Source organism: Rhodococcus sp. NPDC058505, from assembly GCF_042720095.1.
Taxonomy (GTDB): domain Bacteria; phylum Actinomycetota; class Actinomycetes; order Mycobacteriales; family Mycobacteriaceae; genus Rhodococcus_G.
On record NZ_JBHXNB010000004.1, the window covers coordinates 17,189 to 31,126 of the forward strand.

Annotated in this window: 14 protein-coding genes; 11 read left to right on the forward strand and 3 right to left on the reverse strand. The window is 72.1% G+C overall.

Annotation, left to right across the window (positions count from 1 at the left end):
* The first annotated feature begins 141 nt into the window (after positions 1-141).
* The 5 genes from ACFWPA_RS04330 to ACFWPA_RS04350 all read left to right on the forward strand — a co-directional run bounded on the left by ACFWPA_RS04330 (position 142) and on the right by ACFWPA_RS04350 (position 4,954).
* A complete protein-coding gene (locus ACFWPA_RS04330) occupies positions 142-1,956 on the forward strand; it encodes an ABC transporter family substrate-binding protein (protein ID WP_378569687.1) in 1,815 nt (604 codons plus the stop codon).
* A gap of 4 nt (positions 1,957-1,960) precedes the next feature.
* Positions 1,961-2,845 (forward strand): N-acetyl-1-D-myo-inositol-2-amino-2-deoxy-alpha-D-glucopyranoside deacetylase, encoded by an 885-nt coding sequence (gene mshB / locus ACFWPA_RS04335; RefSeq protein ID WP_378569688.1) that lies wholly within the window; start codon positions 1,961-1,963, stop codon positions 2,843-2,845.
* A 72-nt stretch (positions 2,846-2,917) separates the two neighbouring features.
* Positions 2,918-4,282: a glutamate decarboxylase gene (locus tag ACFWPA_RS04340; protein WP_378505815.1), complete on the forward strand. Its 1,365-nt coding sequence runs from the start codon at positions 2,918-2,920 to the stop codon at positions 4,280-4,282.
* A 61-nt stretch (positions 4,283-4,343) separates the two neighbouring features.
* Complete coding sequence (locus ACFWPA_RS04345; RefSeq protein WP_378505816.1) at positions 4,344-4,499, forward strand: hypothetical protein; 156 nt, start codon at positions 4,344-4,346, stop codon at positions 4,497-4,499.
* A gap of 32 nt (positions 4,500-4,531) precedes the next feature.
* Positions 4,532-4,954: a hypothetical protein gene (locus ACFWPA_RS04350; RefSeq protein WP_378569689.1), complete on the forward strand. Its 423-nt coding sequence runs from the start codon at positions 4,532-4,534 to the stop codon at positions 4,952-4,954.
* A gap of 16 nt (positions 4,955-4,970) precedes the next feature.
* On the opposite strand, the gene ACFWPA_RS04355 is transcribed toward ACFWPA_RS04350, so the two are convergent.
* From ACFWPA_RS04355 to ACFWPA_RS04365, 3 genes are all read right to left on the reverse strand, one after another.
* Positions 4,971-5,651 carry a uracil-DNA glycosylase gene (locus ACFWPA_RS04355; protein WP_378569774.1) on the reverse strand — a complete coding sequence of 227 codons (681 nt, stop codon included), beginning with the start codon at positions 5,649-5,651 and terminating at the stop codon, positions 4,971-4,973.
* Positions 5,652-5,671: 20 nt separating this feature from the next.
* Positions 5,672-7,111 carry a PH domain-containing protein gene (locus tag ACFWPA_RS04360; RefSeq protein WP_378569775.1) on the reverse strand — a complete coding sequence of 480 codons (1,440 nt, stop codon included), beginning with the start codon at positions 7,109-7,111 and terminating at the stop codon, positions 5,672-5,674.
* A 101-nt stretch (positions 7,112-7,212) separates the two neighbouring features.
* Entirely contained in the window at positions 7,213-7,722 is a 510-nt protein-coding gene (locus ACFWPA_RS04365; RefSeq protein WP_378505818.1) for a PH domain-containing protein, read from the reverse strand.
* A gap of 83 nt (positions 7,723-7,805) precedes the next feature.
* On the opposite strand from ACFWPA_RS04365, the gene ACFWPA_RS04370 reads away from it, so the two are divergent.
* The 6 genes from ACFWPA_RS04370 to ACFWPA_RS04395 all read left to right on the forward strand — a co-directional run bounded on the left by ACFWPA_RS04370 (position 7,806) and on the right by ACFWPA_RS04395 (position 13,887).
* A complete protein-coding gene (locus ACFWPA_RS04370; protein ID WP_378505819.1) occupies positions 7,806-7,988 on the forward strand; it encodes a hypothetical protein in 183 nt (60 codons plus the stop codon).
* Between the two features lie 81 nt (positions 7,989-8,069).
* Positions 8,070-10,619, forward strand: a complete 2,550-nt coding sequence (locus ACFWPA_RS04375; protein ID WP_378506043.1) for a bifunctional FO biosynthesis protein CofGH — start codon at positions 8,070-8,072, stop codon at positions 10,617-10,619.
* The gene (locus ACFWPA_RS04380) at positions 10,616-11,398 is read left to right on the forward strand and encodes a hypothetical protein (protein WP_378505820.1); all 783 of its coding nucleotides are present in this window, start codon (positions 10,616-10,618) and stop codon (positions 11,396-11,398) included. Before ACFWPA_RS04375 ends, ACFWPA_RS04380 begins: the two co-directional genes overlap by 4 nt.
* 101 nt (positions 11,399-11,499) lie before the next feature.
* Positions 11,500-11,823: a ferredoxin gene (gene fdxA / locus ACFWPA_RS04385; RefSeq protein WP_027502985.1), complete on the forward strand. Its 324-nt coding sequence runs from the start codon at positions 11,500-11,502 to the stop codon at positions 11,821-11,823.
* Between the two features lie 25 nt (positions 11,824-11,848).
* Positions 11,849-12,937: a succinyldiaminopimelate transaminase gene (gene dapC, locus ACFWPA_RS04390; RefSeq protein WP_378506044.1), complete on the forward strand. Its 1,089-nt coding sequence runs from the start codon at positions 11,849-11,851 to the stop codon at positions 12,935-12,937.
* Positions 12,934-13,887, forward strand: a complete 954-nt coding sequence (locus tag ACFWPA_RS04395) for an alpha/beta hydrolase (RefSeq protein WP_378569690.1) — start codon at positions 12,934-12,936, stop codon at positions 13,885-13,887. The genes dapC and ACFWPA_RS04395 overlap by 4 nt, the downstream gene beginning before the upstream one ends.
* The last annotated feature ends 51 nt before the right edge of the window (positions 13,888-13,938 follow it).

The window sequence follows — 13,938 nt, forward strand, 5'->3', positions numbered from 1 at the left end:
TGGTTCTGTTGTTATATCGTCACTGGGGGCGTTACTTGGCCGCGGTGTTCGGGGGGGTGCCGCGCCGGTGGGTTTTGTCCACCCCGAACGGGGTGCACATCACGCACGGTCGGCGTAGCCGCAGACCGAAGGGACGGGTGAGTGCGAGGGATTCTGCCGATCGCGACCGTGCTGGCCGCGGGGCTCGTGCTCGCCGGCTGCACCGCGAATCCGCCGCCGCCGGTGGAGAGCACGGACAGCCCGAAACCCACCACGACGGTCCCGACGAAGAACACCGTCGTTGTCGCGATCGACGAGATCGGTCAGGGCTTCAACCCGCACCTGCTCTCCGACCAGTCCCCGGTGAACGCCGCGGTCACGTCGATGGTGCTGCCGAGCCCGTTCCGGCCGGTCCCGAGCGCCACCGTGCCGGGGGGCACCGACTGGGTGCCGGACGAGTCGCTGCTGGTGTCGGCGGACGTCACCGCGCAGGCCCCGTTCACGGTCACCTACCAGCTCCGCAACGAGGCGCAGTGGTCGGACAGCGCGCCGATCGCGGCCGAGGACTTCCGCTACCTGTGGCAGCAGATGATCAGCGAGCCGGGCGTCGTTGACCCCGCGGGCTACGCGCTGATCGACGACGTCGCGTCGTCGGCGGGCGGCAAGACGGTCACGGTCACGATGCGCGCCCCCTATCCGGCGTGGCGTGAGCTGTTCACCGACCTGCTGCCGTCGCATCTGGTCAAGGACACCCCCGGCGGCTTCGCGCGCGGGCTGGCCGAGAACATCCCGGTGTCCGGCGCACAGTTCCACATCAAGAGCGTTGACCGGGGTCGCGACGAGATTCTCCTCGAACGCAACGACCGGTTCTGGGGTCGCCCGGCCGTCGCCGACCAGGTCCTGCTGCGGCGGGGTGGGTCCAACGCGCAGCTCACCGACTCGATCCGCTCCGGTGACGCGCAGGTCGTCCAGGTTCGGGGCGCGGGCACGCTGCAGGCGCAGCTCGGTGCGGTCCCCGGCGTCCGGTCCGGCACGACGCCGCAGCCGCGGGTGCTGGACGTGACCCTCAACGGCCGCACCCCGACGGTGTCCGACCAGCGGGTGCGGCGCGGGCTCTTCGGCCTGGTCGACCCCGACCTGCTCGCCGCCGTCGGCACCCCGACGGGCGCGAACGCGAGCGTGGCGCGGGCCCAGGTGCTTGCGCCGTCCGCGCCCGGCTACGCCCCGACGGCGCCGCCGCCGCTGGGACGCGAGCAGGCGCTCGGTTTGCTCGCGGAATCCGGGTGGCTGCACGAGCCGGTGGATCCGACGGACCCGGACGGGGCGTGGCAGCTCGTGCGCGACGGCGCCCCGATGACCCTGACGATCGGGGCCACGGCGGGTGACGACACCGCGATCGCGGTCGCGAACACGGCGGCCGATCAGTGGCGCGGTGCCGGAGCCACGGTGACCGTGACGACGATGCGTGCGGAGGAGCTGTACGGTCGGGCGCTGATCGACGGCCGGGTGGACGCGGTGGTCGGCTGGACCAGGGCCGGGTCGGACCCGGCGACGGCGCTGGCCTCCCGGTACGGCTGCCCGCTGCCCGCCGGTCCGGTGCCGGAGCCGCTGGCGGAAACCGACGACGTACCCGCACCGACAGCGACGGGTCACCCCGACCCCGACGGATCGGCGACCGACGAGGACGCCGAGCCGACGGACGAGAACACCGAGCCGAATCCCGCTGCACCGAGCAACGTCTCGGGACTGTGTGACCCGACCCTGCAGCAGGGGATCGACGACGCGCTGCGCGGGATCGGCGATGTCGGGCAGCTGATCGCGCAGGCCGAACCCCGACTGTGGGAGTTGGCGACGGTGCTTCCGGTCCTGCAGGACACCACCGTCGTCGCCGCGGGTCCGGACGTGGATGGTGTGTCGCTGAGCGGGGCGACGGGAGTTGGCATCTTCAGTGATGTCGCGGAGTGGTCGAGGAACTGAACTGATGACGACGAACGCTGGGGACGCGCGACTGCTCGTCGTGCACGCCCATCCCGACGACGAAACCCTCACCATGGGCGGAACCATCGCCCGCTACGCCGCAGCGGGTGCCGAGGTCACGGTCGTGACCTGCACGCTCGGGGAGGAGGGCGAGGTGATCGGCGACACCTGGGCCGGGCTGGTCGCGGACCGCGCCGATCAGCTGGGGGGTTACCGCATCCTCGAACTGTCCTCGGCGCTGGGCAGGCTCGGGGTCGCGGCGCCCCGGTTCCTCGGCGGGGCCGGGCGGTGGCGGGATTCCGGCATGGCCGGGACCCCGGCGGCGGCGAATCCGCGCGCCTTTGTGAACGCGGACCGGGACGAGGTCGTCGGCGCGCTGGTCGAGGTGATCCGGGAGCGGCGCCCCCAGGTCGTGGTCTGCTACGACCCGAACGGCGGCTACGGTCACCCCGACCACATTCGGGTGCACGAGGTGGTCACGGCGGCGGTCGAAGCCGCCGCCGCGCCGGAGCATTCCGCGGGCGGGCAGCCGTGGGACGTCGCCAAGCTGTACTGGACGGTAACCGAGGAGTCGTCGTTGGCCGCGGGACTCGGCTGCATCACCGAGGTCCCGGCGACGTGGCGGCTGCCGGAGCCCGGCGAACTGCCGTGCGTGCCGGACGAGTCGGTGACCACCACCATCGACGTCCGCGCGCACCTGCCCGCGAAGGTCGCCGCGTTCGAGGCGCACGCCACCCAGGTCACGGTGGCGCCGAGTCGCACCGAATACGCGTTGTCCAACAGCATCGTCCAGCCGATCCTGGTGGACGAGCACTACGTGTTGGTCCGTGGCGAGCGCGGCGAGACCGGCCCGGACGGGCGCGAGCGGGATCTGTTCTCCGGCGTGTGAGGCCGTCCCTCCCGGGTTAGGCTGTGGTCGGTTTCCACAGTGTGTGTTTCACCCACGGAGGGACACGGACCGATGGCGCTGCACCGGGTCGGGGATCACGTCGACATCTATGCGACACCGCTCAGCGAGGCGGTCCTCCCCAAATATCAAATGCCGCAAGGTGCGTCGGATCCGCGGATCGCCTTTGCGCTGATCCGCGGCGAGCTGGCGCTGGACGGGAACTCCTCGCAGAACCTCGCGACCTTCTGCTCGACCTGGTCCGAGGACGAGGTGCACCGGCTGATGAACGACTGCCTCGACAAGAACATGATCGACAAGGACGAGTACCCGCAGACCGCGGAGATCGAGTCCCGCTGCGTCCACATGCTCGCGGATCTGTGGAACTCGCCGGACGGCCGGACCACGGTCGGCTGCTCGACGACCGGGTCGAGCGAGGCCGCGATGCTCGGCGGGCTGGCGCTGAAGTGGCGCTGGCGGGAACGGCGCCGCGACGAGGGCAGGCCGACGGATCGGCCGAACCTGGTCTGCGGCCCGGTCCAGGTGTGCTGGGAGAAGTTCGCCCGCTACTTCGACGTGGAGCTGCGCCAGGTCCCGCTCGAGGAGGGGGCGACCGGCCTGCTGCCGCACCAACTGCGTGAGTACGTGGACGAGAACACGATCGGGGTCATCGCGATTCTCGGGGTCACCTACACGTGCAACTACGAGCCGGTCGCGGAGATCGCGGCGGAACTCGATGCGATCGAGCAGGAACACGGCTGGGACGTCCCGATTCACGTCGACGCGGCAAGCGGTGGATTCATCGCCCCGTTCGTACAGCCGGAACTGGTGTGGGACTTCAGGATTGCCCGGGTGGCATCGATCAACGCGTCCGGGCACAAGTACGGTCTCGCGCCGCTCGGTGTCGGCTGGGCGGTCTGGCGCAGCGCCGACCGGTTGCCCGAGGACCTGGTGTTCCGGGTCAGCTATCTCGGCGGTGACATGCCGACCTTCGCGTTGAATTTCTCCCGGCCCGGCGGCGAGATCGTCGCCCAGTACTACCTGCTGTTGCGCCTCGGCCGTGAGGGGTACCGGCAGATCCAGCAGAACTGCGCGGACACCGCCCAGTACTTCGCCGAGCGGATCCGGGAGATGGGTCCGTTCACGATCCTCTACGACGGGACCGGGGGCCTGCCCGCGGTGTCGTACACCCTCACCGATCCCGCGACGGCCGGCTTCTCGCTATACGACCTCAGCGACGCGCTGCGGGCCCGGGGATGGCAGGTGCCGTCCTACCCGTTGCCGCCGCACCGGGAGGCCACCGTCGTGCAACGGGTGCTGGTGCGGCACGGCATCTCCCGGGACGCGATCGCGCTGCTCGCTGCCGACATCGAGACGGCGCTGCAGCGGCTGCGGCACGGCACCCCGGACGACAGCGAACGGACGGCGTTCCACCACTGAGCACCCCGAGCGCCTATGCTGTGATGCACGTCATACCGCTAGGGGTGGGGGAGGTGCCCGGGTGAACTGGAGCGTCCAGAACCAGATCGTCGCGTTCGTGGACTCGCTGCGGCCGAACGCGCAGGTGCATCACGAGATGTACATGAACGCGCTGTACGGGTTCGTTGACATGCAGTCGCATCTGCTGACGATGCTCGGGTATCCGCCGGTGCCCTGACGGGACCGGCGAGCCGCCTACGATTGTCGGTCATGACCGTCGGATCCGCCCCAACCCAGCGCGCCGCAGGCACCGGCGTCCTTGATCGAGTCGTTCTCGTCCTGCTGGTCTTCGACGGGTTCCTCACCGCGATCCTCGCGGTGCTCTTCCTGCCAGCCCGGTTGGGGTCGGTCCCGTTCCCGATCAGCGCGCTGGCCGCCGCGGTCGTCAACATCGCGCTGCTGGTCGGGGCCCGCACGGTGACCGACCGCCCCGCGCGGTACGCGCTCCCGCTCGCGGGCTGGTTCCTCGGGTTCCTGATCTGCATGGTTGGCGGCCCCGGCGGTGATTCGCTGCTGATCGCCGACTGGCGCACGATGCTCCTGCTCGTCGCCGGCGTGGTCCCCGCGGTCGCGTTGCTGCTCACCTGGGGCGCCGCCGCGGCGGTCGAACGCGGGCAGGCTGCACGCCGCTGACCCGCGGGGGTGCAGCTCAGTGGAGTAGCCCCGCGGCGCGTCCGGCGTCGGCGAGAACGGTCTCGAGCATCGTCGGGGTGAGCCGGCCGGTGAAGGTGTTCTGCTGGCTGACGTGATAGCTGCCGAACAGGTGCAGCGGCCGTGTGCCTGCCAACTCGACGTGCGCGCCGTGGCCGAACGTCGGGCGCGGGCGCGGCACCGTCCAGCCCGCGTCGGCCAGGACCGGCAGCAACGCCCGCCACCCGAATCCGCCGAGCACCACCACCGCCCGCAGCGTCGGCGTCAGCAGGCGCAGCTCCTCGTCGAGCCAGCGGCGGCAGGTGTCCCGCTCGCCGGGGGTGGGCTTGTTGTCCGGCGGCGCGCAATGCACGGGCGCGGTGATCCTGGTGCCGCGCAACGCGAGCCCGTCGTCGAGGGACACGGCGGTCGGCTGGTTCGCCAGGCCGACGGCGTGCAGCGCAGCGTACAGGACGTCGCCGCTGCGGTCGCCGGTGAACATCCGCCCGGTGCGGTTCCCGCCGTGCGCGGCGGGCGCCAGCCCGACGATCAGCAGCGCCGCGTCGGGTGGCCCGAACCCGGGAACCGGACGTCCCCAATAGGTTTCGTCACGGAACGCGGCCCGCTTCTCCCGCGCCACCCGCTCCCGCCACTCGACGAGACGCGGGCAGCGCCGGCAGGCGATCAGGTCGGCGTCCATGTCCGCCAGCGTCGGGTACCTCACCGGCGCGCCCAGACGTCGCAGCCGCCGGGCGTCACCGTCTCCACCAGTGGCCATGCCCGCTCGGCTGGCAGGTCCAGGACCTGGTAGCCGCCGATGCCCGCCGGGGTCGCGGCGATCACCGTGGCGACACCGGCGCGACGCTGGAAGTAGGTCTGCCGTACGGTCCATCCGACAATCCCGTTCGCGTCAAGGGTGTGCGTGCTGCGATCGAGGGAACCGCTGCGGGTCACCAGCCGCCCCGGCGGGGTCGCGTGCCCGAGCCCGCGGTAGCGGTCGTACGCCAGTGCCGCAGCGGCGACCGCGAGCAGTGCGATCCCCGCCCACACCGGCCACCGGATCGGGGCGCCGACCGCCCCGGCCACCGCGGCCCCGGCGGCGACCACCGCCAGCGGGACCAACGCCCGGGTGTACCGCCTGCGCCGTGCTGCGCCGCCGTGCCGCGCGAGGGTCACGCCGTCGAGCCCCCGACCCAGCACGAGGTGCCGCATGCGCAGCGCGTCGCCGCGCGGGGCCTGCGGAAGCAGCATCGACGAATGTCGCCGCTCGGTGGACACCCCGGTCATCACCGCGTCGAGGCGCGCGCCCCCCGCGAGCCGGAGCAGCAGGGGCTCGCGGAGGCTGGTGCCGCGCAGCCGTGCCCGGTCCAGGGTGGTCTGCCGGGTGCGGAGCAGGCCGTGGCTCACGTGCAGCACGTGCCCGTCGTCGGTGACCCGCAGGTCGCCGAACGCCAGCAGGTAGCGAATGCAGGCGAGGCCACTCGCGATCACCAGCAGCGCGACCACCCCGACGCCGACCATGACCACGACCCCGAGACCGCGCAGCCACTGCAGGCCAGCGGCGACCGCGTCGGCGTTCGCGAGCCGCTCACCGATCCCGTACTGGAACGCCAACCCGACCGCGGCGGCGACCGTGAGCACCCCGGTCATCGACAGCGGGGCGTACCGCACCCAGGTCGGGGACCAGTGCGCGATCTCGACCGCGGGCGGCGGCGCGACCTCCGCCGGTCCGTCGGGGAGTGCCGGATCGGGGTGCCGGGTCAGCAGCGCCTCCCGCAGTGCCGGGACCACCCGGGCATCGAGGGCGTTGAGCTCGAATCGCGCGGTCCGACCTGCCTTCTCGGCGCGCTGCCCGGTCCCGATCCGCACCACCGCCAGGCCGAGGATCCGATGCAGCGGGCCTGCCTCTACGTCGACCGACCGGATCCGGTTGCGCGGGATGGAGAGCAGCTTCCGCTCGACCACCCCGGTCCGCAGCTGCACGTGCACCGGGCCGATCCGGTAGCTGGTGGTCAGCCACCGTGCGATCGCGACCCCGACCAGGGCCGCCACCGCAGCAAGCCCCCACAGGTGGTTGCCGCTCTGACTGCCGAGAATCAACGAGACCAGCAGCACCGGAAGGAACTTGACCGCCTCGGTCACCGGATGCACCAGCAGCATCCGGGTGTCGAGCCGCAGCCACGGCTGCTCCTCCTCGGCGGCGAGGGCGGCGGGTCCCGAGTCCTCCGGCGGCGCGGCCCCGTGCGCCGGGTGCGGCCCGGTCACGTCGCGTCACCGACATTGCGGCCCGCGATCTCGGTCAGGCGGGTGACGGCGGCGTCGGCGACCCCGGAGTCGAGGGCCTCGATCCGCACCGCGCCAGCCGACGACGCGGTGGTGACGGTGACGGTCGCGAGGCCGAGCATCCGTTCCAGGGGGCCGCGTTCGGTGTCGACGGTCTGGATCCGGGAGATCGGCGCGATCCGGCGTTCCTGGGTGAACCAGCCGGTCCGGGTGTACACGGCCGTGTCACTGATCTCCCACCGGTGTACCCGGTACCGCCACCGCGGGACGACGAACACGTGGGCCACCGCCGCCAGCGCGGTCGCCGCGAACACCGCGACATGCGGCCACGTCGTCCACGCCCGGTCCACGAACCCCCACACCATCTGGGCGACGAACACCGCCGCCCACCCCAGGGCGGCGCCGAGCGCCCACAGCAGCGGTGCCCGGCGCGACGGCCGCCACCGCGGATCGGCCATCGTGACGACGGCGGTCGGGGGAGTGCTCACCCCTCCACCCTGCCGCATCGGGCGGTGCACCGCCCGCACGCCACGATGTGGCCTAGCCTGGGAGGGAGCGGAAGGAGCGTCCGGTGGATCGACTCGACAACGAGATGGCGGAAGCGGATCGGGCTGCTCAACAGGACCCGGCGCTGCCCGACGAGGAGCGCGAACAGTCCGCGACGCTCGAGACCGTCGGCACCAGGGAGGTCGACGAGGCCGATGCGGTCGAGCAGTCGCGGGACGTGCCCGACGACGAGGAGTACCCGCGCTAGCGCGGCACCTGCTCTGGCGTAGGTCTCCGACGATGGCGCATGATCGACGGCGTGACTGCTGACGACCACGCCCCCGCTTCGATGCTGCCCGCTCCGACGATGCCGACTGCGGCGCCTGCGGCATCTGCCATGCGGCGCGCGTTGCGTCGGGCCAGGGACGGGGCGACCCTCAACGTCGACGAGGCGACCGTGCTGCTGCACGCGCGCGGCGCCGACCTGCAGGATCTATGCAACTCGGCGGCGCGGGTGCGGGACGCCGGGCTGGAGGCCGCAGGCAGGCCGCGGACGGTCAGCTACTCGCGGAAGGTGTTCATTCCGCTGACCCGGCTGTGCCGCGACCGGTGCCACTACTGCACGTTCGTCACCGTCCCGGGCAAGCTGCGCGCCGACGGGCACGGCATGTACCTGGACCCGGACGAGGTCCTCGACATCGCGCGGCGCGGCGTCGAACTCGGCTGCAAGGAGGCCCTGTTCACGCTCGGGGACCGGCCGGAGGACCGGTGGCCGGAGGCGAAGGAGTGGCTGGAGTCCCGCGGCTACGACTCCACCCTGGACTACGTGCGGGCGATGGCGATCCGGGTGCTCGAGGAGACCGGGTTGCTGCCGCACCTGAACCCCGGCGTGCTGAGCTGGGAGGAGATCTCCCGGCTCAAGCCCGTCGCCCCGTCGATGGGGATGATGCTGGAGACCACCGCGACCCGGCTGTTCACCGAGAAGGGGCAGTGCCACCACGGCAGCCCCGACAAGGATCCGGCGGTGCGGCTGCGCACCCTCACCGACGCGGGCAGGCTGTCGGTGCCGTTCACCACCGGGCTGCTGGTCGGGATCGGCGAGACGATGACCGAACGAGCCGAGACGATCATGGCGATCCGCAAGTCGCACAAGGCGTTCGGGCACGTCCAGGAGGTGATCGTGCAGAACTTCCTCGCCAAGGATGACACCGCGATGCGCGAGCGTCCGGATGCCGGGATCGACGAGTACCGCGCCGCGATCGCGGTCACCCGGCTCGTGCTCGGCCCGGCGATGCGGATCCAGTCCCCGCCGAACCTGGTCTCCGGCGACGAGTGCCTTGCGCTGATCGCGGCGGGCGTCGACGACTGGGGCGGGGTGTCGCCGCTGACCCCGGACCACGTCAACCCGGAGCGGCCGTGGCCGAACCTCGACACCCTCGCCGCGATCACCGCCGAGGCCGGATACACCCTCGTCGAACGGACCGCCGCGCAACCGCAGTACGTGCTCGCGGGTTCCCCGTGGATCGACCCGCGGATCGCCGGGCACGTGCAGGCCCTCGCCGACCCCGGCACCGGCCTGGCCCGCCCCGACGCGATCCCGTCCGGGCTGCCGTGGCAGGAACCGGACGAGACCTGGTCCTCCAGCGGCCGCATCGACCTGAACACCGAGATCGACACCGACGGCCGCAACACCGAGACCCGCTCCGACCTGGGCAGCGCGTTCGGCGACTGGGAGACGGTCCGTGAGCAGGTGCTCTCGCTCAGTGCCCCGCAGCGGGTGGACTCCGACGTGCTGACCGCGCTGCGCAACGCCGAGGCCGATCCGGCGGGATGCTCGGACGACGACTACCGGGCGCTCGCGACCGCGGAGGGTGCCGGGCTCGAGGCCCTCGTCGCCCTCGCCGACACCCTGCGCCGCGACGCCGTCGGCGACGACGTCACCTACGTGGTGAACCGGAACATCAACTTCACCAACATCTGCTACACCGGCTGCCGGTTCTGCGCGTTCGCGCAGCGCAAGGGTGATGCGGACGCGTTCACGCTGTCCGCAGCCGAGGTCGCGGACCGGGCGTGGGAGGCGCACGTCGCTGGCGCGACCGAGGTGTGCATGCAGGGCGGCATCGACCCCGAACTTCCGGTCACCGGGTACGCCGACCTGGTTCGCGCGGTCAAGCAGCGGGTTCCGTCGATGCACGTGCACGCGTTCTCGCCGATGGAGATCGTCAACGGCGCCTCCCGCAGCGGGCAGTCCGTCCGGGACTGGCTGACCGAACTGCGCGCCGCCGGCCTCGACACCATTCCCGGCACGGCCGCGGAAATCCTCGACGACGAGGTCCGCTGGGTGCTGACGAAGGGGAAGCTGCCGACCAGCACCTGGATCGAGGTGGTCAGCACCGCGCACGAGGTGGGTCTGCGGTCGAGTTCGACGATGATGTACGGGCACGTCGATCAGCCGCACCACTGGGTCGGGCACCTGAACGTGCTGCGCGGAATCCAGGACCGCACGGGCGGTTTCACCGAGTTCGTGCTGCTGCCGTTCGTGCACCAGTCGTCGCCGCTCTACCTCGCTGGCGCGTCCCGTCCCGGCCCGACGATGCGCGACAACCGGGCCGCCCACGCGCTGGCCCGGGTGATGCTGCACGGTCGGATCCACAACATCCAGACCAGCTGGGTGAAGCTGGGCATCGACGGCACCCGGGCGATGCTGCAGGGCGGCGCCAACGATCTCGGCGGGACCCTGATGGAGGAGACGATCTCAAGGATGGCCGGCTCCCAGCACGGCTCGGAAAAGACCGTCGCGGAACTGCGGGCGATCGCCGAGGGCATCGGCAGACCGGCCAGGGAACGCACGACCGGGTACGCGGAGCGGACCGACGAGGCGAGGGTGGTGGTGTCATGAGCGAGCGTGATCCGATCGGGGACGCGCGGGTCGTCGCGGTGCTGGACCGGGCGGCGTGGGGCGTCAACCCGGTCCTGGACCTGGCGTCGGCGGACCCGTTCGGGATCAAGGCCCGCACCTTCGTGCCACCAACCCAGGGCGCTGGCCCGCTGGACCGGGTGCTCGACGGCGCCGCCTGGCTGCTCGACGTCGCGGAGCTGCCGGGCACCGCGGCGTGGGAGCAGGCGAGCGACGAGCGGCGCGCCCGCTGGTGGCTGACCCGGCTGGGGCTGCTCAACACGATCGTGGTCGCGTTCCCCGGCGTGCTCGGCCCGGTCGCGAAGCGGCTGCCGCTGCAGGACCTGCTCGGGTTCGCGAACCAGACCCTGGTGCTGATTGCGGTGGCCAGGGAACTGGGCGTGACGGATCGGACCGCGCAGGTGGAGCTGCTTGCGTCGGTGCTGTGCCGCAGGGAGATCGACGCGCGCACCCTGCTCACCGCGGACCAGCGGGAGCGGGACGAGGAGCCGCGCGGATGGCGGCCGCTCGCCGCGCTCGGTGGCATGTGGCAGACCGCTCGGGTGCTGCGGGCGATTCCCGGTGAACTGCAGCGGCGGCCGCAACCGTCCCGACCGTGGCGGGCCCTCGGGCACCTGCCGCTCGTCGGCGCGATCGCCGACTACCTCGGGGAGCGGGGGGCCCTGTTCGACGCGGCGGTACAGGGGAAACGATGGGTCGACGGGCACACCGTGCGCACCGCCGTCGCGGGCAGCGGGGCCAGGGGCGCCACCACCGTCTGAGGGCACCCTAAGCCGGTCTTCCTCTCGGGCAGGGGTGATACTGGTAACCCTGGTGCGCGACGTGCGCCCGATCAGAGGTCCGTGTCAGAAAGGCAGCGGCAGTGCCCTACACGATTGCAGAACCGTGCGTGGATGTGCTCGACAAGGCATGCATCGAGGAGTGCCCCGTCGACTGTATTTACGAGGGTGGCCGGATGCTGTACATCCACCCCGACGAGTGCGTGGACTGCGGTGCCTGCGAGCCGGTCTGCCCGGTCGAGGCGATCTTCTACGAGGACGACGTCCCGGACCAGTGGAACGCGTACGTCTCCGCGAACGTCGACTTCTTCGTCGACCTCGGCTCGCCCGGCGGCGCCGCCAAGCTCGGCAAGGTCGACTACGACCCGCCGTTCATCAAGGCGCTGCCCCCCATGGGCGAGCACTGAGGCGCTGACCGTGCCCCGCAATGCCGTGTCGCGCGGTCTGCCGGACTTCCCCTGGGATTCGCTCGCCGACGCGAAGGCGACGGCGCAGGCGCATCCCGACGGGATCGTCAACCTGTCCGTCGGCACCCCCGTCGACCCGGTCGCCCCGCTGATCCGGGAGGCCCTCGCCTCGGTGTCCGCGATTCCCGGATACCCGACGACGCACGGCACCGCCGCGCTGCGGGAGGCCGCGAGCGCGGCCCTCGCGCGGCGCTACGGCGTCACCGGGATCGACCCGGCCGCGGTGCTGCCCGCGCTCGGCACCAAGGAGATGATCGCCTGGATGCCGACCCTGCTCGGCCTCGGCGCGGGCGACCTGGTGGTCATTCCCGAGGTCGCGTACCCGACATACGAGGTGGGCGCGCTGCTCGCCGGGTGCCGGGTGTTGCGGGCGGACGGGCTGACCCGGCTCGGCCCGGAGAGGCCCGAACTGATCTTCATCAACTCCCCGTCGAATCCGACCGGCAAGGTGCTCGGCATCGACCACCTGCGCAAGGTCGTCGAGTTCGCCCGCAGCCGGGACGCGATCGTCGTGTCGGACGAGTGCTACCTGGGCCTCACCTGGGACGCCGACGCCTACTCGGTGCTCGACCCGCGGGTCTGCGACGGCGACCACACGAACCTGCTTGCCGTGCACTCGCTGTCCAAGACGTCGAACCTGGCCAGCTATCGCGCCGGCTTCGTCACCGGCGATCCGGCGCTCGTCGCGGAACTGCTCGAGGTCCGCAAGCACGCGGGCATGATCGTGCCGCTGCCGGTGCAGGCCGCGATGACCGCCGCGCTCGGCGACGACGACCACGAGAACGAGCAGCGGGAGCGGTACCGCAGGCGCCGCGAGACCCTGCTCGCCGCCGTCCGGAAAGCCGGGTTCACCGTCGACAACTCCGAGGCCGGGCTGTACCTGTGGCTGACCAGGGAGGAGGCGTGCCGCGACACCGTCGACTGGTTCGCCGAGCGCGGCATCCTGGTCGCCCCCGGCGACTTCTACGGCCCCGGTAGCAGGCGCCACGTACGGATGGCGCTGACCGAGACCGACGAGCGCATCGCCGCCGCTGCCGCTCGACTCGCCGGATGACCCGAGGCCCATTCCTGCTCCGCGCCGCGGTGCTCGCGGCGGCCGTCGCCGTCGCCGCGGTCCCGCTCGCTGCCGCGGGCGTTCCCGCGGCATCACCAGCGGCGGTGCCGGTGTCCGCGCGCTATGCCGAACCCGGTCCGTGGCAGGTGGCCGCCGCTGCGGCACCGGGCGCGGCGCCCGGCTGCCGCGACATCTGGCCGAGCGGCGACGACCCGGCACCGTCCGACGGGCCGCCCCCCGGCACCCGGTACGAGGTGTTCCACCCGGTCCGCGACAACGACGGCGACAGCGACGGCGATGGCGTCCGGCACCCGGTCGTCACGTTCGGCAACGGCAGTCACGCCACCTCACGCCAGTACGAGACGCTGCTGCGGCACCTGGCGTCCTGGGGTTTCGTCGTGGTCGTCGCCAACAGCTGCGACACCGGTGACGGGGCCGAGATGCTCGACGCCCTCGACGAGGTGCTCGCGCTGGACACCGACCCGGACAGTGCGCTGCACGATCGGCTCGACGTCACCCGCATCGCGGCCCTCGGCCACTCCCAGGGGGCGGGTGGGGCGGTCAACGCCACCACCCGGTCGAACGGCCGGATCACCGCAACCGCGCTGCTGAACCTGCCCGACCCGATGTGGGTCACCGAGCCGACCGACGCCATCGACACCGCCGCGCTCACCGGCCCGGTCCTCCTGCTCACCGGCGCGGCCGATCCCGTGTCCACCGCGGCCGCGCAACAGGGCTACTTCGACGCCGTCCCCGGCCCGGCGACGCGGGGCAGACTGCTCGGCACCGCACACACCTGGCCCCGCGACGGGGGCGGGTTCCGCGGCTACCTCACCGCCTGGCTCGACCACACCCTGCGCGGCGACGACGAGGCGGCCCGCGCGTTCACCGGGCCCGCGCCGCAGTTCCTGGCAGACCCGGCCTGGGACCATCGCGAGATCAAGAACTGAGTCGCTCCGCAGGCTCCGCTCCTGCTGCCTCGGGTCGCTCCGCAGGCTCCG